A 20,466-nucleotide genomic window follows, 5' to 3' on the forward strand; every position below is an offset into this window, starting at 1 on the left:
CTTATAAACTGCAGTCAAACTCCGGAATAAAACTTTCTGATGCTGTTTCTCCCTCCTGAATAAAACCATTCTCCACGCCCAGGTCCAAGGCATAGTCCACCAGAGCGCCATACTCTCTGGCCGTCACTTTCCGGTCCAGCTCCTTCCATGGTTTCACATGCGGCAGGGGTGTGTACTGGTTCATCATGCTGATGTAAACAGAATCCCCATAAGTTTTGTACAGATATTCCACAATTTTCCGGGCTTCCTTCAGCTTCCCCGGAAGCAGCAAGTGCCGGACAATTACCCCGCGCAGCATCCTGCCTCTTTGATCAAATTCCGGCTTTCCTGCCTGTCGGACCATTTCCTGCAGCGCAGCCCTGGCTCTTTCGGGATAATCAGGGGCGGAGGAATACTTTAGGGCTGTGCAGGAATCCCAATATTTAAAATCCGGCAGCCAGACATCCACCAGCCCCTCCAGTTCCCGCAGGATTTCCGGCCTCTCGTAGCCGCTGGTATTATAAACAACTGGTATAGTCAGTCCCAGTTGTTTCGCATCAATCAGACTTTTCATAATTTGCGGTAAAAAATGTGTGGGTGTCACGAGGTTAATGTTATTTGCCCCTTCCCCCTGAAGCCGCAGAAAAATTTCTGTCAGCTGTTCAGAAGAAATTTCCCTGCCGGTCTTTCCCGCGGCAATCACTGCATTCTGACAATACACACAGCGAAGCGTGCAGCCTGTAAAAAAGATGGTCCCCGAACCTTCCTCTCCTGAAAGGCAGGGCTCCTCCCAGTAATGCAGCGCCGCTCTGGCCGCCGTAACCTTGTCTCCCATACCACAGAAACCAGTCTGCCCCGCAGCCCGGTTCACCCGGCACATTCTGGGACACAGCATGCAGCATTTCATATTCTGATCCAGTAGATTTTCCGGCATCTCGATCCTCCTGCTGTAATGTTTTGTTTTTTGTTCCCTCTTCAGAGCAATTTACCGCCGCCACGGTATATGCCGTATGGAATAGGAAATGCCGCAGTATTCCCGGCAAAAGGTATCGCCCCGCGGGCCATGCTTCTGCCTGAAATACTGCGGCACTCATTTCTGACCGCAGTCTCTGTTACTTTCATCTGAGGCTTCAGAGAAAACGTCACTGAAAATCCTCGCTGAACTTTGTTTCTTTCAGCTTACGGATCTCGTCAAACACCACATCATTCAGAACCTTGATATAGGTTCCTTTCATGCCGGAAGAACGGGATTCAATGACCCCCGCGCTCTCAAATTTCCGAAGAGCGTTAACGATTACCGACCGGGTAATCCCCACTCTGTCAGCGATCTTGCTGGCAACCAGAATACCCTCGTTGCCTTTCAGCTCATCAAAAATATGCACAATTGCTTCCAATTCAGAAAAACTCAGGGTGCTGACAGCAGAACGCACAACCTGCTGGCGGCGTGCCTCTTCAGCATTTTCCTCATTTACGGAACGAAGCATCTCCAGCCCTACCACAACAGCGCCGTATTCGCTGAGAATAATATCGTCAATATTATATACGCCCTCTGATTTGTAGAGGAACAGGGTGCCCAGGCGTTCGCTGGCAATCTCAATGGGAGTCACCACTGCCTGACATTTGTCCACACATTCACCCTCAAACCCCAGGGTTGCCAGATTCACATTTTCTTTTGTTGACAAAACGCTGAGCAGGCGTTCATTCAGCATACGGTCTACAAAACCGCCCACTTTATCCTGCAGCAGCTCAGTCAACGGTTCCACGTCGCCGCACATCCCGATTCCGAGAATCTTGCCTTTTTTGCTGATCACCAGGATATTGGACTCCATAATTTCAGCCAGCACTTCGCACATATCTGAAAATATAACTTTATTTGTGCTGTTATTATGAAGCAGTTTGTTAATCTTCCTGGTCTTATCCAGTAATTGTACGCCCATATCCATCCTCCTTATGTTATATTTTGCCGCATCCGATCTAAATTATCACGACTTTATTTTAACACAACTAAGGACTGAATACAAGTTGATTTTTCCGTTAATTCCGGTTTTTTTTGCACATTCATCAGTTTTTTGGGATATTCTGACGGTGTCCGCAGTTTTCGTCTGAACAAACCAGCTGGTTGCCCTTTTCCAACATATATTTTCCACACACTTCACATTTTATGTTGGACGGTTTCTGCCAGGACATGAAGTCGCAGTCCGGCGCAGCTTCACACCCGTAATATTTTCTCCCTTTTTTGGTCTTGCGGACCACCACTTCTTTTCCGCATTTAGGGCAGGTAATCCCCGTCCTCTCCAGATAGGGTTTTGTATTTTTACATTCCGGGAAACCCGGGCAGGCCAGAAATTTTCCATGGGGCCCGTATTTGATCACCATATTCCTGCCACACAGCTCACAGATCTCGTCTGTTACTTCATCTGCGATCTGAACATGCTCCAGATCCTTCTCTGCCTGGATCACCGCCTCGTCCAGATCCGGATAAAAATTGCTGACTATCGTTTTCCAGTCAATTTTTCCTTCCTCTACTTTATCCAAAAGAGATTCCAGATTTGCTGTGAAGGTTACGTCCACAATTGTGGGGAAAGCCTTCTGCATCATACCATTGACTACCTCCCCCAACTCTGTAACATAGAGGTTTTTATTTTCCTTTGTCACATAACGGCGGGCCAGGATTGTGGTGATGGTAGGCGCATATGTGGAAGGCCTGCCGATCCCCTGTTCCTCCAGGGCTTTAACCAGCGAAGCTTCCGTATAGTGAGCAGGAGGCTGCGTAAAATGCTGCTCAGGATCGAAAGACTCTCTTTCCAGAACAGCTCCCTTTTCCAGCCCCCGCACCGCCTGCTGATTATCCTGAGGCGTGTCTTCCTCCTGGTATACTGAAAGAAAGCCGTCAAACATCAGCTTAGAAGCCGCTGCAGTAAAACGATGTATGCCTGCGTCAATTTTAGCCTGCTGCGTCTCATAACGGGCATTCTCCATCCTGCTGGCAGTGAAGCGCTTCCAGATCAGCTGATACAGACGGAACTGATCCCTGCTGAGGGACTCCTTCAGCACTGTGGGAGTCAGCTTGATATCCGTTGGGCGGATCGCCTCATGGGCATCCTGGATTTTATTTTTTCCCGAAGCAGCACTATGCAGATCCGTAACATACTGCTCCCCATAAGTATCCTTGATAAATGCTCTGGCAGCTGCATCCGCCTCTTCAGAAATGCGTGTGGAGTCAGTACGGAGATAAGTGATCACACCAACCGTGCCGTTTCCTTTGATATCAATTCCTTCATAGAGCTGCTGCGCCAGGCGCATCGTCTTCTGAGTGGAAAAATTCAGAACTTTTGAAGCCTCCTGCTGCAGCGTACTGGTGGTAAAGGGCAGCGGGGCTTTGCGCACGCGTTCCCCTCTCTTCAGCTCTGCAACACGGAACGTCTCCTGTTCCAGCTCCTTCAGAATGCTGTCTGCCTGTTCTTTACTGCGCACCTGGATTTTCTGGTCGCCCTCGCCGTAATATTTGGCAGTCACGGCCTTTTTCTCTCCCGGCACGCGGAGCACTGCGTCCAGAGACCAGTATTCCTCAGGAATAAAAGCATTGATTTCAGCTTCCCGGTCGCAGATCATCCGCAGAGCCACAGACTGTACCCGGCCTGCAGAAAGCCCTCTTTTCACTTTTTCCCAGAGCAGCGGGCTGATCCTGTATCCCACCATTCGGTCCAGCACTCTTCTGGCCTGCTGGGCGTCCACCAGGTTCTGGTCAATCGCCCTGGGCGTTTTTATAGATGCTTTCACAGCGTTTTTCGTGATCTCATTGAAGCTGATCCTGTGGATATCCTTATCTTCCAGTTTCAAAATGTTGGCCAGATGCCAGGAAATAGCCTCTCCTTCCCGGTCCGGGTCGGTTGCCAGAAAAATCTTATCCGCTTTTTTAGCCTCTTTGCGCAGTTTGGCAAGAATATCGCCTTTTCCTCTTATTGTAATATATTTTGGTTCAAAATCATGTTCTATATCTATTCCCATCCGGCTCTTGGGCAGATCTCTCACATGCCCGTTGGACGCCAGTACCTCATAGTTGGAACCCAGAAATTTCTTAATCGTTTTCACCTTGGCAGGTGACTCCACAATAACCAGATACTTTGCCATGCTTCCTCCTGCAGGCCTCTTCTCACGGCCTCTCAGCTATGCTTTTACATAATAGTTTTTCAGCGGCTGTGCAATCAGGCCCAGAAATTCCAGCCTCAAAATCGTCTCCATTGCCTGCCCCGCCGGCAAACCAGTTTCCTGCAAAATTCTCTCTAAGTGCTTTGGTTCTGAATCCAAACAACTATACAACATTTCATCCTGCTTTTCAAGACCAATTTTTTTCTTTTCCGTTTTTTTACAAATATTGTTATTTTGTATTTGAAAGAAATCCTGTATATCTTCCGGCCCTAAAATTGGCGGCGCTCCCGCTCTGATCAGGCGGTTGCAGCCCTCGCTCAGCACGTCTCCTACCCTCCCGGGAAGCGCAAAGACCTCCCGGCCCTGTTCCAGCGCATAATTGGCTGTAATCAGTGAACCGCTTTTCTTTCTGGCCTCTATAATCACTATGCAGTCCGCCATCCCGCTGATAATCCTGTTCCTCATAGGAAAATTTTCCGCTCTTCCCCGGGTTCCCGGCGAGTATTCGGATATCAATCCTCCTTTATTTTTTATTTTTTCGTAAATATCCCTGCTTCCTGCAGGATAGCAGAGATCCACTCCGGTCCCTAAAACCGCCCAGGTCTCTTTTCCGGCCTTCAGCGCGCCTGTATGTGCTGCGGAATCAATTCCTGAAGCCATTCCGCTTATAATTTGTATCCCGGCTTCAGCCAGTTTTTTGCTGAGTTCCAAAGCCGTCTGCTTTCCATATAAAGAGCAGGCTCTGGCTCCCACCACCGCGGCTGTGGGAATTCCCTGTGCCGGAAGGGTTCCCAGCACATACAGAGCAGCAGGGCGTCCATAGATTTCTTTCAGCCTGTCCGGATATTCTGCGGAAATCACAGGCACCAGACGGATTCCCCCTGCCTTCATCCGTCCATACTCTTCTTCTCTTCTGCCCCACTCTGCCTTGCTCCTGTCCCATCGCTCAGCCAGCGCGGGCCCGACCCAGGAAAATGCTTCCCGCAGCTCATCCCCTTCTATATAAAACAGTTTCTCTGCGCTTCCGTACCGTTTCAAAACAAGTTTGAGCCGCACTGCTCCCCATTCTTCTATATTACAGAGCCAATGCCAATATGCGTTCATATTCTCCCTCCCCAAACAGAAGACTGTGCCAAACGGTAGCTCACTGCCTCGCAAAGATGCCTGCTTCGGATCCGTTCTTCTCCTTCCAGATCCGCAATGGTCCGGGCCACCTTCAACAGCTTTCCGTATGCCCTGGCGCTCAAATCCATCTGTTCATACAATTTTTCTGCCAATTTCTTTTCTTCCTTCTCCAGGCTGCAAAAACGGGCCAGTTCCCTGCTATCCAGCTGGCTGTTAAACAAAATCCCTATTTCATCTTTGTACCTTCTCTTCTGTACCTGCCGGCATCTTTCCACTCTCTTCCTGATCTCCCCGGAAGATTCATTCTTTTTCCAGGCTGTCATCTCATGAAATTCCGGTTTCCGCACTTCCAGACAGAGGTCCATCCTGTCCAGAAACGGCCTGCTGACCCGCCGCAGGTAATGGCGCACTTCCTCATCTCTGCAGCTGCACTTTTCTCTGTCCGGATAAAACCCGCAGGGGCAGGGGTTCATCGAGGCTGCAACCATGGCGCGGGCAGGAAAACAATAGCAGTCGTGAACTCTGGAAATCACTACTTTTCCATCCTCCATAGGCTGCCGCAAAGCTTCCAGAACTTCTCCACGGAATTCGGTCAATTCATCCAGAAAAAGCACGCCCCTGTGGGCCAGGGAAATTTCTCCCGGCTTCGGAATCCTGCCTCCTCCGGTCATTGCCTGTCTTGTCAGTGAATAATGGGGGGCCCGGAACGGCCTGCTGTTCATCAAAGGGCTTTTTTCTGAAAGAAGACCTGCTGCGCTGTAAATTCTTGTAATCTCCAGGCTCTCCTCTCTGGAAAGCGCCGGAAGTATTCCTGGAATCCTCCTGGCTGTCATGGATTTCCCTGCGCCCGGGGGCCCGATGTACAAAATATTGTGCATTCCGGCAGCTGCGATTTCTGTTGCCCTGCGCATCAGCAGCTGCCCGTTGACATCTGAAAAATCCGGACTCTCAGGGCGCCTCTCTTCTGTCTGAACAATAGCTTTCTCTGCATCCTCCGGGAGGGCCGGCCAGCCGCCCTCCAGCATTGAGAGCAGTTCCTTCAGAGACCTCACCCCTGTCACCCTTATGCCCTCCAGCAAACCTGCTTCCGCCGCATTGGCCTCCGGCACCACGCACCTGCAAACTCCGGCGTTTCTAGCCGCCCATACCAGCGGAAGAATCCCCGCCACCGGACGAACTCCGCCGTCCAGCCCCAGTTCCCCGGCCATCATTACGCCATTCAGACGCTCCTGGCTGCAGAATCCTAAAGAGGATAAAACCGCGGCTGCTACGGGCAGGTCAAAATAATTTCCTGACTTACGGACATTTGCCGGCGACAGATTCACCGTGATCCTCATTGCCGGAAGACGTATTCCTGCATTGCGCAGCGCAGCCCTCACCCGTTCCTTTGCTTCCCTCACCTCCGAGGCCAGAAAGCCAACCATTTCAAAATATGGCAGCCCCGGCCCGGCGTCTGCTTCCACACGAACCAGACAGCCGTCAATCCCACGCAGGACGCCGCTGTAAACATAACCCCACAAAAAAATCCCCCCTTATTATTTTTATACCGTCGCAGTAAATGAATTGGCAGAGAATTTGCCGGATACGGACAAAGCATGCCCGCAGAGATCCGGACAGGCGCAGGACTGCGCCCTCCGGACAGAACATATTACAGAAAAATATGATTAAAAATATTATACCAAAGAAAAATTATTTGTCAAACTCTGCTGCAGGCAAATCTCCGGAAAAGGCCTCAGCCGCCTGCATCAGCGCGGATTCTGCCTGGACTCCCAGCGCATTGCAAAGAAACGCGGCTGCCAGGAGCATGTTCCCGGCAGCCTGTTCCAGGGCTTCCTTTCCGGCCGGAACTGTTTTTTCCTCCTCATACAGCCCACGAAGCCCCTCCAAAGTTCGTTCCATCTGTTCAAAAGGATTCTCCTGTCTCCCATACCCGTATTTCTTCAAAATTTTCTGGGCCCGGAGCAGCGCCGGAAAAGCTCTGGGCACCTGATCCTGTATTCTGGCCGGAATTTCTTTTCCGTTCTTCTCCTGTTCCTTAATGTCTTCCCAGGCCTGCACAAGCTGCCCGTCGCCGCCAAAAACATGAGGGTGGCGGCGGATCATTTTTTCGCTGATCCCCTGCACCACATCCTCCATGGCAAACAGCCCTTCTTCCTGTGCAATCCGGGCATGGAGAACCACCTGCAGCAGCAAGTCGCCCAGCTCCTCGCACAAATTATCTCCTTCTCCGTCCTCCTCCAAAAGCCGGATACCCTCCAGCACTTCATAGCATTCTTCCACCAGGCAGGTTTTCAGGCTCCCATGGGTCTGCGCTCTGTCCCAGGGACAGCCGTCTTCCGCCCTCAGCCTGGCCACAATCCTCAGAAAATCCTCATATCTGTATTTTTCCACGGTCAATCCTCCGGCCTGCATTCTATTATTATTTTACCATCCATATCTTTTATGGCAAACATTCCATGATCCCAGATCATATAGCTCCGGGGGAAGCCTCCTTTTGGCATTGTAACAGAGCCGGGATTCAAATATAAAATTCCTTCTCTGCGCTCTGCTGCCGGAATGTGGGTATGCCCGTTCACCAGAATATCCCCGGCCTTCAGAGGAGGGAGAGCCTCCGTATTCCAATGATGCCCATGGGTTAAAAATAACGTATGCTTTCCCTCCGCCAGCAGCGCGTAATCCGCCATCACAGGAAATTCCAGCACCATCTGGTCTACCTCTGAATCACAATTCCCCCTTACGCAGAGCAATTCTTCTTTCATTCCATTTAATATCTCCGCCACTCCTTTGGGGCGGTATCCTTCCGGAAGCTCATTGCGAGCCCCGTGGTACAGAAGATCACCCAGCAGGATCAGCCTGTCCGCCTGTTCCTCTCTGTAAATCTCCGCCATCCTCCGGCAGCAGGTCTCCGACCCGTGAATGTCCGATGCAAACATCAATTTCATCTTTTCTCTCCTTTTTCCTACGGGAATTCCAGGCTTCTCTCTGGAACTCTGTCATCGTTCCCCGGTAGCGCAGAGGAAGGTGGCCGCGCTGGCACAGAGGATTCTTCCGCTCTTCTATTGCAATGGTTTCAAAGAAGGTCTGCCACAGATCCTCATAGCCGTCTTCTCCTGCCCTGTCCCGCAGCCGTCCTGCCTCTTTTTCGCCCATACGCGCCAGGAACCACCCTTTTCCGCCCTCATGCACAGCAGCCTGCCCGTGATTCTTCTCATAAATAATCCAGTTTTCGTCCGGAAGCCTGTCGGCAAAATGCGGCGCCGTCAGCGTCAGCTGATAATTCTTTGGCTCTGTTTCTGCAAACAGAACATTTCCCGGCAGCTGGCGGAACCGGATGAACTGCAGCAGCAGATGGGTCTCGTTTCCCACATTTCTGCAGATCTCGAAAACCCGCATCACAGCCGGGTCCTGGTACATCTGAACAATGCCCGGCCCTGCGGCGAAGGCCCGCACCAGATACCGGTACATGCAGTCAGCCTTATCCGGCGCACAGCTCATGGCTGTTTTATATAGATTGACGTAAATATCTTCTGAAAGCTTCCTGCGCACGGATGACGCTACCTTTTCCGCTTTCGCAGGGTCTGTCTCCACCTCCGTATATTCCGCAAACAGCTCCAGCGTCTGGGTCCGGCGCACCTGTACACGCACGTTGGCATGTCCCAGGCCGCTGGCCCAGGCGTCATAGATTCCGCAGAGTATCCCTTCAAACCGGTCTTCGCACACATAGATCCTCATCCCCCACCTCACATCTGCCCGGTGACCACAGAAAAGCGGTCTTCCATGCTGGGCGGCACATTCATATGGAAATCATCAAACAAAGAGAGCTGCCGGAAACTGTCCTGGTGGGAAATCTCCCAGTTGGCCTTCCTGTCTCCCCAGGTGAGGCAGGACGTGATGGTGTCCTCTGTGAGCTTACCTGAATATTCCATCTTTCCGCTGCAGGTAATGAAATAGACCGCCCGCTTCAGCACCACGCCAATTTTTTTCAAATCCGCAAACTCCAGCCGGGCGCTGCGCCTTGCCTGCACAATCCGCCCTGCGGAACGCACGCCGATTCCCGGCACCCGGACCAGCAGCTCATAGGGAGCCCTGTTGATTTCAACCGGAAACTGTTCCATATGCCTCAGCGCCCAATCACATTTCGGGTCCAGCAGCACATTGAAATTGGGGCGGCTCTCATCCAGCAGTTCTGAAGCCTGAAAGCCGTAATACCTCAGCAGCCAGTCCGCCTGATAAAGCCGGTGCTCCCGCAGAAGAGGGGGGCCGCCCGGCAATGCAGGAAGAAGAGGATCTTCATTGATTGGAATATAGGCGGAATAGAACACCCGCTTCAGCTCGTAACGGTGGTACAGCGCCTCGGCTACAGAAAGCACCTGATAATCATTCTCCGGGGTAGCCCCGATGATCATCTGAGTGCTCTGCCCGGCAGGAACAAACCGCCGCCCGATCTCAGACACATGCATCCTGGCTGCGGGCTTCCTCTGGCTCCACAGAGGCTGGGCATTTTCTTTCTTCCATGACAGCAGCTCATCCTGCTGTTCTCCTGCCGCTTTCTGAATCCCCGCTCCAGTAACAGAAGCCCGCGCCTTTCCCTCTTCCAGAAAACCAGCCGTATGCTCCTGTAGCAGAGGAATCTCCCGGTCCTGACGGATTCCGTTTTGAATCTGCCGCATCGGAGTCAGTATGGTCTTGCGCGTCTTATGGGGGGCCAGGCTGCGCAGCCCGTCTCCCGTGGGCAGCTCCAGGTTGACGCTCATCCTGTCCGTCAGCATGCCCACCGCCTCGATCAGACGGGGATCCGCCCCCGGAATCGCCTTCACATGAATATATCCGGCAAAGCGGTATTCTCTCCTCAGCTTCCACAGGGCCTGATACATCTGCTCCATGGTGTGATTCGGAGATTTCATCACCCCTGAACTCAAAAAAAGGCCTTCTATATAATTCCGCCTGTAAAATTCCATGGTCAGCGTACAGATCTCCTCCGGAGAGAAGGCCGCACGGACCACGTCGTTGGAGGCTCTGTTCAAACAATACTTGCAGTCAAAGACACATTCATTCGTCATCAGAATCTTCAGCAGGGAAATACAGCGCCCATCGGCCGCAAAACTGTGGCACAGCCCGCAGGCTGACGAATTCCCTGTCATTCCGCTCTGTCCCCTGCGGTCTACGCCGCTGGAGGTACAGGCCGCGTCATATTTGGCGGCATCGGACAAAATTCTTAATTTTTCCTGAAGCGTCAGGTTCTCCTGAATCAGCATACTATCACCTCGAATACTTGTTCTCATTCTATTATACATGCATTCGGGTATATTTGCAAGTATTTTCGAACATGTGTTTCAAGACCGCTGTTCAGTTTTTCAGCGCTGCTTCTAACAGCCGGACAGCCTCTTCATGGGATTTCACGTGTATTCCACGAATGCCCAGCTTTTCCGCAGCCTGCACATTCGCCTCCGTATCGTCAAGAAATACCGTTTCTTCAGGCCTGATCCCAAACCTTTTCAACATGTTACGGTAAATTGCTTCGTCTGGTTTCAGCAGATTCTCCCGATAAGAAATTACCATATCCTCGGCCTGGCGGATAAAGGAAAAATGTTCCAGCGCCCAGGCAAAGCCTCTTTCTCCATAGTTTGACAGCAGATAGACATGATAACCTCTTTCCCGCAGCTGCTTCAGCCAGGCCTCTGAAAAAGGATATTCCTCTACCAGCTGTTCAATCCCCTCCCGGAATACTTTCCGTATTGCTTTTTCTTCCTGGGGCGCCAGTTCCGCACATTTCTGGCAGATCTCCTCTTCCGTCCAAATTCCTCTGTCCATTTCTTTCCAATAAGGTCCTTCAAATACGGCCCCAGCCACAGTCTCTCTCTGGTTTTCCGTCAACCCCAGGGAATCCAGGTATTTTTTGTAGTGAAACCCGGCCAGCACATTGCCGATATCAAATATAATATTCCTGATCATCTTTTGTCCTCCTGGCCCCTATTATATAGAAGCCAGGCTGAAATTTCAAGGCTGCTTCTGCTCTGGTTTCTCAAACGCCTCCCGGAGCTTCTGCAGCGCTCCTTTTTCGATCCTGCTCACATAGGAACGGGAGATCCCTAATTTCTCAGCAATCTCCCGCTGTGTATATTCCTTCGTTCCAAACAAACCATAGCGCATCTGCACCACTGTTTTTTCTTTCTCTTTCAGGCAGCTCTGAAACAAATCGTACAGCCGGACCACATCCTGTTTCAGCGCCACCACATCCGCCACTTCCCGCTCTCCGGTCTCAATGACGTCAATCAGGCTGATCTCATTGCCTTCCTTATCCGTCCCGATAGGTTCCTGAAGGCTGACCTCCCGGTTATATTTTTTTTCCGAGCGCAGCAGCATCAGGATTTCATTTGCTATCCTCACATAAGCTTTTTTTGTGGCTTTCCAGAATATGCTGCACCTGGCTCCACTCCCTCCCGCTGACGGCCGGAGCATGCAGGCCCGGGGCCACAATCCACTCTGTCACAGGCAGTTCCCGGTGAGAACATCCCTTCTTCTGCTCCGTCCTGTTATAGGCCATCACGCCTCCCGATCCATCGTAAAGCCCGGCATCCCCGGTAATCCCTGCGCCTTTTTGGCTGAAATATTCCCAGGCATCCCGGTCAGCGGCGCAGTATACTGGATTTTTCAGTATTTCCCGGATGCTGAATCTGGTAAACTTCTTTCCCTGGCGGGTTTTCACCCCTTCCAGCGCTTCCTCCGCACCTTTCAGAGAACCATTTCTCAAAAATACCTGAAAAAGGCGCCTGACATGGCCCAGTTCTTCAGGGACTTCCTCAAGGCAGTAAGCCTGGCGCACCCTTCCGTCTTCCTCCCTGCGAATACAGGAAGATCTGTATCCATAAGCCGTTCTGCCCCCCAGCCATCTGCCGGTTTTGGCAAGTTCCATCATGTTGTCCCTGATCCGCTCCGCAATGGTCTCCCGTTCCAGCTGGGAAAACACAGAAGCAATGTACATCATGGCACGCCCCATGGGAGATCCTGTGTCAAACTGTTCACGTACCGACACAAAGCCGATTCCCCACTGCTCCAGCCTTCTGATCAGGCCGGCAAAATCCCCTATATTCCTGCTCACGCGGTCCAGGCGGTAACAGACGACAGACTGAATCCCGCCTTTCTCTGCCATTTCTATCATCTTTCGGAACTGCGGGCGGTCCAGGCTGCCCCCGGAAAAACCCTCATCCTCAAATACCTGGGCGCGCTGCGCCTCTTCTTTTCCATATCTGCTTTCAATATACTGGCGGCAGACTGTCACCTGGTTCTCAATGCTCTCCCCTTTTCCCGTAAATCTGGACTTTCTGGAATAAATTGCAAAGCACATATTTGTCTCCCGCTGGTTGGTCCCAGTATTTTATGCAAATTGTACTTTGTCCCATTCGTTTCCCTTGCCTGTTTGTATGAATTGTGATATGCTAAACAAAAAGAGGAGGGTTGTAATGAAAAAATGGGTGAAAATTATTTTAGGGGTTTTCGGCGGTCTTCTGGGCCTTCTGCTGGCGGCAGCGGGCGGATATATCGCTTATATGCAGGCCAATTACTACCGGATTGAAGACGAAACACTGCTGGAGACCGAGAATAACCGTCAGGAAAAAGCGGACAGCAGCAGAACTTTTACCATCGCTACCTACAATATCGGCTTCGGCGCTTATGAGCCTGATTATACTTTCTTCATGGATACAGGAAAGATGAAAGACGGGACGCCCACCCAGGGAAAGCATTCCCGGGCGCTGAGCGAAGAAAACTGCAGGCGCAATACAGAAGGAAGCATCGCGCTTTTACAGTCTCTGAACTGTGATTTTTATTTTGTGCAGGAAGCGGATGAAAAAGCCACCCGCAGCTATTCCATTGATCAGGTGAATATGATCAGGAACGCCATGACCAGCTATGGGTCTGTTTTTACCAATGCTTTCCACACCCCTTATCTGATGTATCCGCTGACGGAACCCCATGGCAGCGTGGAAAGCGGCCTGGTCACGTTAAGCCGCTATCAGATCGGGGCCAATACCCGCTACCAGCTGCCTGTGAGCACTGCATTTATTACAAAATTTACTGATCTGGACCGTTGCTTTACAGCCTCCCGGCTGGAGCTGGAAAACGGCCGCAGCCTTGTCCTCGTCAACCTCCACCTGTCAGCCTATGATGAAGGCGGCACAATCCGGCAGCAGCAGATGGAACGCCTGCGCAGCTTCCTGGCTGAAGAATATGAAAAAGGCAATTATGTGATCGCCGGAGGCGATTTCAACCACGATATCGCCGGCACCATCAGCCAGTTCCCATCTGAACAGGAAATTCCGGAATGGGTTTACCAGCTGTCGGACAAAGACCTTCCCAGCGGGTTTTCCTTCGTCATCCCCGATAATGCTTCAGAAGTGCCCAGCTGCCGGGGAGCCGACGTCCCCTATAAAAAGGGCGTGGACTACACAGTCACGGTGGACGGATTTCTGGTCTCCGCCAACATCACAGCTTCCAGCCGGGTGATTGAAAATGAATTTGCCTACTCCGACCACCAGCCTGTGGTGATGACCTTTACGCTGAAGGAGAACTGAAGCTTTCTTTACCATTCGATTTCTTCAATCGGTACAGGGGTGTCATTGACTTTTTCCGCGATCACTTTGCCGCTCTTAAACCGGATCAGCTTATCCGCCATGGGCGCAAGGGCCGAGTTGTGGGTGATGATCAGCACTGTAATATCATCTTTTCTGCAAGTATCCTGGAGAATCTGCAGAATCTGCTTTCCCGTGCTGTAATCCAGAGCTCCCGTAGGTTCGTCGCACAGCAGCAGTTTGGGTTTTTTGGCCACAGCTCTTGCAATGGCCACCCGCTGCTGCTCGCCTCCGGAGAGCTGGGCGGGGAAATTGTTCATGCGTTCGCCCAGTCCGACCTTTCTCAGCACCTCTGCCGCATCCATGGAATCCTGGCAGATCTGCGCCGCCAGCTCCACGTTCTCCAGTGCAGTGAGATTTGGCACCAGGTTATAAAACTGAAATACAAATCCTATATCATTTCTGCGGTATTTCGTCAGCTCCCGGTTATTGCACCCTGCCAGATCCTTGCCGTCCACCAGGACGCTTCCTCTGGTAGGGCTGTCCATACCGCCCAGAATGTTCAGCGCAGTGGTTTTGCCCGCCCCGGAGGAGCCCAGAATCACTGCCAGCTGCCCTTCCTCCACGGTAAAGCTGGCCTGGTCCAACGCTTTAATCAGCCCCTCCCCGCTGCCGTATTCCTTGCAGACATTATTAAATTCCACATATGCCATTCCTTATGCTCCTTTCAAGTTCTGACTGTTCTTATTATCCCAACGCTTCATATAAACAAAATAGTAGGGCACCTCAGCTGCCAGCATGCACAGCCAGCCGATGAGACTTGCCCAGGCCACTGCCGGAATTCCCATGGAGGGAACCAGCAGATACACAAAAACCACCCGCACGGATATCTGGATCAGCGTGGAAACCAGGGTGATCGTCATATTTCCCATACCGCGGAAAAATCCCTGTATCCCATTGGTAAAGGCCGGAAGAAGGTAGAAAAACGCCATCAGCGTCAAGTAATCCACACCGATGCGGATGGCCTCACTTTCCTCCACAAACAGGTTCATGATCGGTGTTTTCAAAAGAAGGATCGCAGTGCAGATAAGCACCCAATATCCCGCTTCTACCCGCAGCCCGTAGGGCAGGCCCTTTTTCATCCTCTCTCCCTGCTTTGCGCCCCTGTTCTGGGATACGAAGGTCATCATTCCGCTGGAGATGCTCTGCTCCGGGGTAAAGGCGAAATCGTCCACCCGGCTCACTGCATTGAACACCGCCATGGCAGTGATTCCCAGGGAATTGATGCTGCGCTGGATCAGCAATTTGCCAATCGGCTGGCAGGACTGCTGCAGCGCGGTGACAGAGCCATGCTGCAGCGTCAATTTCAACATCTGACGGTCCACTTTCAGTTCGGACCGCTTCAGCCGCAGCATCGGCATATTTCTATTCACATACCAGAGGCACAGCCCGGCGGATACCCCTTCCGCAATCACGGTAGCCAGCCCGGCGCCCAGCACACCCATATGAAACCCGGCCACAAAGAGCAGGTCCAGGCAGGCATTCAGAACAGAGGCAAAAGCCAGAAATTTCACAGGGGTCTTGGAATCCCCCACGCTGCGCATCACCGCCGCATAGGCGTTATAAAAAAATGTAAAAGGCATACCCAGAAAAATAATCCGCAGATACAGTACAGAAATGCTGAAAATCCCTTCCGGAACGTCCATCATTTTCAAAATCCATCCGGAAAAGAACAGGCCCAGAACCGCGATCAGCACAGAAAAAACACTGCCCAGCAATAACGTGGTGGAAATTTCCCGCTTCAGCTTCTCCATATCCTTGGCGCCAAAAAATTCGCTCATCAGCACAGAAGCGCCGATACAGATTCCGGTAATCCCCAGAATCACAATATTCATCACCGGGTTTCCGGTGCCCACTGCCGCCAGGGCGTCTTCTCCGCCAAACTTGCCTACCACAATGGAATCCACCGCATTATACATCAGCTGGAACAGATTTCCCAACACCAGTGGTATTGAAAATGATACCAAATGCCTGGTGATGCTTCCTCTGGTCATATCCCGCACCATCTCTGAATTTCCTCTTTTCTCGTTTATTTTTCATCCAGTATAGCATAATTGAGCGGTAATTGGTACCCTGAAAAACATTTTGTGAGGATAGCATTATCAATACATTTTGCGGCATAAGTTGCCAGACGGCTTCCCTTATCCATATCAAATGTATTGACAGCTTTGATCAGTCCGATGGTGCCGATGGAAAGCAGATCATCCATATCTCTGTCTGTAAACCCATATTTTTTCACCACATGCGCCACCAGGCGCATATTCCGCTCAATTAGAATATCGCGGGCCTCCTTGCTGCCTGCCCGGAACGCCTGCAGACATTGTTTCTCCTCTGTGGCCGATAACGGTTTTTGAAATGTTTTCAAAGAAAGCCTTCCCGCGTCGTTTTTTTACAGTCTATGCTGTGCGGACAGTTCGCGTGCTTTTCCCGGCCAAAAGGGTACAGAAAAAGAAGAGCGGGAAAGCCCCTCCGCGCGTTTCCGGCGCAGGCAGCTATCTCACTCTTCTTTTCTCATCAGGATCAGATCAGATTTCCGGGAAATTTGGGAATACCCTCAAACCCTTCCTTTAAATCTTCATCGGTGGGGATGTAATCTGTCATTTTCCCATCATGGAATTTTTCATAGGCATACATGTCAAAATACCCGGTTCCCGTAAGTCCGAATACAATGGTCTTTTCTTCCCCTGTTTCTTTGCATTTCAGGGCTTCGTCTATGGCCACGCGGATGGCATGGCTGCTCTCCGGCGCAGGCAGAATACCCTCTACTCTGGCGAACTGCTCCGCTGCCTCGAACACAGAGGTCTGTTCCACGGAAACCGCTTCCATCAGCCCGTCGTGATACAGCTGGGAAAGGATAGAACTCATGCCGTGGTAGCGGAGCCCGCCTGCATGATTGGGGGAGGGGATAAAGTTGCTGCCCAGGGTATACATCTTCGCCAGGGGGCAAACCATACCGGTATCGCAGAAATCATATACGAACTTCCCGCGGGTCAGGCTGGGGCAGGATGCGGGTTCCACGGCGATGAAGCGGTAATCCTTTTCCCCCCGCAGTTTCTCCCCCATAAACGGGGAAATCAGTCCGCCCAGGTTGGAACCGCCGCCGGCGCAGCCGATAATAATATCCGGAGTGATATTGTATTTATCAAGGGCGGTTTTTGTCTCCAGACCGATCACTGTCTGATGCAGCAGCACCTGATTCAGCACGCTGCCCAACACATAACGGTATCCTTCCTGGGACTGAGCGGCTTCCACAGCTTCAGAAATCGCGCAGCCAAGGCTTCCGCCTGTGCCGGGATGAGCGGCCAGAATCTTCCTGCCCACCGCCGTAGTCTCTGAAGGGGAAGGCGTCACTGACGCGCCGTATACACGCATCACTTCACGGCGGAAAGGCTTCTGCTCATAGGAGACTTTCACCATATATACCTGGCAGTCCAGATCAAAATAAGAACAGGCCATGGACAGCGCAGTCCCCCACTGGCCGGCTCCGGTCTCTGTGGTCACGCCTTTCAGCCCCTGCTGCTTCGCATAATATGCCTGGGCAATCGCGGAATTCAGCTTATGGCTGCCGGAGGTGTTATTTCCCTCAAATTTGTAATAAATCTTCGCAGGAGTCTGTAATTTTTCCTCCAGGCAATATGCCCTTACCAGAGGAGACGGGCGGTACATCCTGTAGAAGTTCTGGATTTCATCAGGAATATCAATATATGCCGTATCATTATCCAGCTCCTGTTTGATCAGCTCGTCACAGAAAACCGGCCTCAAATCATCATAACCCATCGGCTCCATGGTTCCCGGATTCAGCAGCGGAGCCGGCTTGTTCTTCATATCAGCGCGCACATTGTACCACTTTTTCGGCATCTCGCTTTCTTCCAGATAAATTTTGTAGGGGATTTCATGTTTTGTTTCGTTCATAATGCCTCTAACTCCTTTCTGTTCTGTCCGGGACTTTTCCGGAGGATTTCGTTAAATAGGAAACGCAGTTTCTTATGAAAATCAGAATCCCGCCCGCGGGATTCCCCGCCTGCGGCGTGTCGCTTTAGCGACGTGATTCTTTACGCCGCAGTGCGATCCCCCGGAGGGTTTTGTTTCATAGGAAACGCAGTTTCAGTTTCCTATGAAACAAAAAACGCCCTTGTCCCTGAAATAGTTACTGCAGGGACAAGAGCAATCCAATACGCTCCTGCGGTGCCACCCGGCTTAGTGCAATCGCACTCTCTCATGGCATACACATGATATGCCGGCTTTGTTAACGGAGTGCCTCTCCGGCTCGCCTACTGAATCTTCAGCTCGCCCTCAGGAGCCCATTCTCTCTCATCTTCCATACTGCCTCTCAGCCTCCGGCAGCTCTCTGTAATGGCGCAATCAGAGATACTCACTCTCCCTCATCGGTTTATTTGTTTCTTTATAGCACAGATTTTTTTCTGTGTCAACCGCTTTTTCTAATGCTTCCAAATTCTCATCGTGCATTCACCTGGGCAGCGCCTGGTAAAATCAGGAAATCCGCTTATTCATCCACGCTGTAGTTAGGCGCTTCCTTCGTGATATGAATATCGTGGGGATGGCTTTCTTTCAGGGATGCGGCGGAAATCTTCACAAACTTCCCGGTCTCCTTCAGTGTCTCAATATCCTGTGCTCCACAGTATCCCATACCGGAACGCAGGCCGCCCATCAGCTGGAACACCGTATCTTCCACAGTGCCTTTATATGCCACGCGGCCTTCCACGCCTTCCGGTACAAGTTTCTTGGCGTCAGACTGGAAATAGCGGTCCTTAGAACCGTTTTCCATAGCAGCAATAGAGCCCATGCCGCGATATACCTTATATTTTCTTCCCTGATACAGTTCAAAGGTTCCCGGGCTTTCATCACAGCCGGCAAAGATGCTGCCCATCATGCAGACGTTGGCGCCCGCTGCGATAGCCTTGGTCAAATCTCCGGAATACTTGATCCCGCCGTCCGCGATAATCGGAATACCATAGGGTTTCGCAGCCTCATAGCAGTTCATCACCGCAGTCACCTGAGGCACGCCGATACCGGCCACCACGCGGGTGGTGCAGATTGACCCGGGGCCGATTCCCACCTTTACCGCATCCGCTCCTGCTTCAATTAAAGCCAGCGTTGCCTCGGCAGTGGCAACATTGCCGGCAACTACCTGCAGATCCGGATATGCGTCTTTTACCATGCGCACTGTTTTCAGAATATTAGCTGAATGGCCGTGAGCGGAATCGATGACAATGCAATCCACCTTTGCTTTCACCAGCGCTTCCACGCGGGTCATGATATTGTTGGTAATCCCTACAGCGGCGCCGCACAGCAGACGGCCCTGGGAATCCTTGGCTGCCATGGGATATTTAATTGCTTTCTCAATATCCTTGATGGTGATCAGGCCCTTCAGGTTAAAATCATCGTCTACAATAGGAAGCTTCTCCACCCTGGCTTTTGCAAGAATCTTCTTGGCTCCCTCCAGGGTAATGCCTTCTTTGGCGGTCACAAGCCCTTCGGAAGTCATGCATTCCTTGATCTTTCTGGAGAAATCCTCTTCAAACTTCAGATCTCGGTTTGTGATGATGCCCACCAGCTTCCGGCCCTCTGTGATCGGCACGCCGGAAATGCGGAACTTCGACATCAGATTGTTAGCGTCCTCAAGGGTATGTTCCGGGGACAGGAAAAACGGATCCGTAATTACTCCGTTTTCTGAACGTTTTACCTTGTCCACCTCATCTGCCTGCGCCTCCACCGACATATTCTTGTGAATGATCCCGATACCGCCCTGCCTGGCCATTGCGATAGCCATCTGATACTCTGTAACCGTATCCATCCCGGCGCTCATCATCGGAATATTCAGTTCAATCTTTTTCGTCAGGTGCGTCTGCAGGCTAACCTGATTTGGTATCACTTCCGAATATGCAGGCACCAGCAGCACATCGTCAAAGGTAATACCGTCGCCAATAATCTGACCCATGATTTATCCTCTCTTTCTCTGATCTGTAATATGGTTATTAATTCAAGACTATAACAAAAAAGTGTCCGCCTGTCAAATACAATTTTACCCTGATTTTGAGACTTTTATTGGATAACTTTTCTGGGCGCGCAGCGGCGCATCACTTCCAATATATGTTCATTCGGTTCAAAAATAAACAGCGTGTTGTTTCCGGATTCAGAATATGCGATCCCATAGCGCTTGTTCGTTGCGATGCCGGAAGAAACATCTACTTTTTTATAATTCTGATTGTTTTTGTAAGTATCCAGATCGTGTCCGTCCCAGGGCGCAACCAGCTCCATATTGCTGATCTCCAGACGGTGCATGCGCTTCCTCTTGCTCTGGTTCATAATCTTATCAATGTCCAGCTCGTTTGTTACAAACACATACTCATATTCCACCTTAAATGTCCGCATCAGAAAATAGCTGCCCACAAAAACCAGAGCGGTTACGATGATTCCCCAGGATGTGGTCAGCGCCAGCATCAGCCCGATCAGGCATGCCAGCACGATCAGCGGAATCTCCAGATAAACATAACCGGGCGTCTTGCGTTTCACCAGCCACTCTGCATAAATATCCTGATTCATACTTAGAATCCTCCTGCTGTAT

The 20,466-nt window shown here is 51.3% G+C and carries 17 protein-coding genes, 2 pseudogenes and 1 other annotated feature; of the genes and pseudogenes, 1 reads left to right on the forward strand and 18 read right to left on the reverse strand.

What is annotated here, in order from left to right:
* Nucleotide 1 precedes the first annotated feature (1 nt).
* The 12 genes and pseudogenes from EV209_RS01675 to EV209_RS01730 all read right to left on the reverse strand — a co-directional run bounded on the left by EV209_RS01675 (nt 2) and on the right by EV209_RS01730 (nt 12,598).
* Nucleotides 2-913, reverse strand: a complete 912-nt coding sequence (locus EV209_RS01675; RefSeq protein WP_243647469.1) for a radical SAM protein — start codon at nt 911-913, stop codon at nt 2-4.
* Between the two features lie 208 nt (nt 914-1,121).
* The gene (codY, locus tag EV209_RS01680; protein ID WP_130432423.1) at nt 1,122-1,916 is read right to left on the reverse strand and encodes a GTP-sensing pleiotropic transcriptional regulator CodY; all 795 of its coding nucleotides are present in this window, start codon (nt 1,914-1,916) and stop codon (nt 1,122-1,124) included.
* Nucleotides 1,917-2,040: 124 nt separating this feature from the next.
* Entirely contained in the window at nt 2,041-4,110 is a 2,070-nt protein-coding gene (gene topA, locus EV209_RS01685; protein ID WP_130432425.1) for a type I DNA topoisomerase, read from the reverse strand.
* A gap of 36 nt (nt 4,111-4,146) precedes the next feature.
* A complete protein-coding gene (gene dprA / locus EV209_RS01690; protein WP_130432427.1) occupies nt 4,147-5,232 on the reverse strand; it encodes a DNA-processing protein DprA in 1,086 nt (361 codons plus the stop codon).
* On the reverse strand, nt 5,229-6,773 hold the full coding sequence (locus EV209_RS01695; RefSeq protein WP_130432429.1) for a YifB family Mg chelatase-like AAA ATPase: 1,545 nt from the start codon (nt 6,771-6,773) through the stop codon (nt 5,229-5,231). The genes dprA and EV209_RS01695 overlap by 4 nt, the downstream gene beginning before the upstream one ends.
* A 169-nt stretch (nt 6,774-6,942) precedes the next feature.
* Nucleotides 6,943-7,644 carry a MazG family protein gene (locus EV209_RS01700; RefSeq protein ID WP_165388776.1) on the reverse strand — a complete coding sequence of 234 codons (702 nt, stop codon included), beginning with the start codon at nt 7,642-7,644 and terminating at the stop codon, nt 6,943-6,945.
* Nucleotides 7,645-7,646: 2 nt separating this feature from the next.
* Entirely contained in the window at nt 7,647-8,195 is a 549-nt protein-coding gene (gene yfcE, locus EV209_RS01705) for a phosphodiesterase (RefSeq protein ID WP_130432433.1), read from the reverse strand.
* Complete coding sequence (locus EV209_RS01710) at nt 8,089-8,985, reverse strand: TIGR03915 family putative DNA repair protein (RefSeq protein WP_130432435.1); 897 nt, start codon at nt 8,983-8,985, stop codon at nt 8,089-8,091. The genes yfcE and EV209_RS01710 overlap by 107 nt, the downstream gene beginning before the upstream one ends.
* A gap of 8 nt (nt 8,986-8,993) precedes the next feature.
* Nucleotides 8,994-10,508, reverse strand: a complete 1,515-nt coding sequence (locus EV209_RS01715; protein ID WP_130432437.1) for a putative DNA modification/repair radical SAM protein — start codon at nt 10,506-10,508, stop codon at nt 8,994-8,996.
* Between the two features lie 91 nt (nt 10,509-10,599).
* The gene (locus EV209_RS01720; protein ID WP_130432439.1) at nt 10,600-11,205 is read right to left on the reverse strand and encodes an HAD family hydrolase; all 606 of its coding nucleotides are present in this window, start codon (nt 11,203-11,205) and stop codon (nt 10,600-10,602) included.
* 45 nt (nt 11,206-11,250) lie between these two features.
* Nucleotides 11,251-11,634, reverse strand: a pseudogene (locus EV209_RS01725) (sigma-70 family RNA polymerase sigma factor); the annotation flags it as partial.
* Nucleotides 11,624-12,598: a recombinase family protein gene (locus EV209_RS01730; protein ID WP_130432443.1), complete on the reverse strand. Its 975-nt coding sequence runs from the start codon at nt 12,596-12,598 to the stop codon at nt 11,624-11,626. The gene EV209_RS01730 and the pseudogene EV209_RS01725, both read right to left, overlap by 11 nt.
* A gap of 115 nt (nt 12,599-12,713) precedes the next feature.
* On the opposite strand from EV209_RS01730, the gene EV209_RS01735 reads away from it, so the two are divergent.
* Entirely contained in the window at nt 12,714-13,823 is a 1,110-nt protein-coding gene (locus tag EV209_RS01735; protein WP_130432445.1) for an endonuclease/exonuclease/phosphatase family protein, read from the forward strand.
* 8 nt (nt 13,824-13,831) lie between these two features.
* Here EV209_RS01735 and EV209_RS01740 read toward each other — a convergent pair whose 3' ends face one another.
* The 6 genes and pseudogenes from EV209_RS01740 to EV209_RS01765 form a co-directional block, all read right to left on the reverse strand.
* Nucleotides 13,832-14,533: an ABC transporter ATP-binding protein gene (locus EV209_RS01740; RefSeq protein WP_130432447.1), complete on the reverse strand. Its 702-nt coding sequence runs from the start codon at nt 14,531-14,533 to the stop codon at nt 13,832-13,834.
* Nucleotides 14,534-14,536: 3 nt separating this feature from the next.
* Nucleotides 14,537-15,886: an MATE family efflux transporter gene (locus EV209_RS01745; RefSeq protein WP_130432449.1), complete on the reverse strand. Its 1,350-nt coding sequence runs from the start codon at nt 15,884-15,886 to the stop codon at nt 14,537-14,539.
* Between the two features lie 83 nt (nt 15,887-15,969).
* Nucleotides 15,970-16,245, reverse strand: a pseudogene (locus EV209_RS01750) (sigma-70 family RNA polymerase sigma factor); the annotation flags it as partial.
* 155 nt (nt 16,246-16,400) lie between these two features.
* Nucleotides 16,401-17,792: a TrpB-like pyridoxal phosphate-dependent enzyme gene (locus EV209_RS01755; protein WP_130432453.1), complete on the reverse strand. Its 1,392-nt coding sequence runs from the start codon at nt 17,790-17,792 to the stop codon at nt 16,401-16,403.
* A gap of 239 nt (nt 17,793-18,031) precedes the next feature.
* Nucleotides 18,032-18,275: a binding site (T-box leader), on the reverse strand.
* Between the two features lie 109 nt (nt 18,276-18,384).
* Nucleotides 18,385-19,839 carry an IMP dehydrogenase gene (gene guaB / locus EV209_RS01760; protein WP_130432455.1) on the reverse strand — a complete coding sequence of 485 codons (1,455 nt, stop codon included), beginning with the start codon at nt 19,837-19,839 and terminating at the stop codon, nt 18,385-18,387.
* 104 nt (nt 19,840-19,943) lie between these two features.
* Nucleotides 19,944-20,444, reverse strand: a complete 501-nt coding sequence (locus tag EV209_RS01765) for a DUF6106 family protein (protein ID WP_130432457.1) — start codon at nt 20,442-20,444, stop codon at nt 19,944-19,946.
* Nucleotides 20,445-20,466: the final 22 nt, after the last annotated feature.

This window comes from Cuneatibacter caecimuris (genome assembly GCF_004216775.1).
GTDB classification, from domain to species: domain Bacteria; phylum Bacillota; class Clostridia; order Lachnospirales; family Lachnospiraceae; genus Cuneatibacter; species Cuneatibacter caecimuris.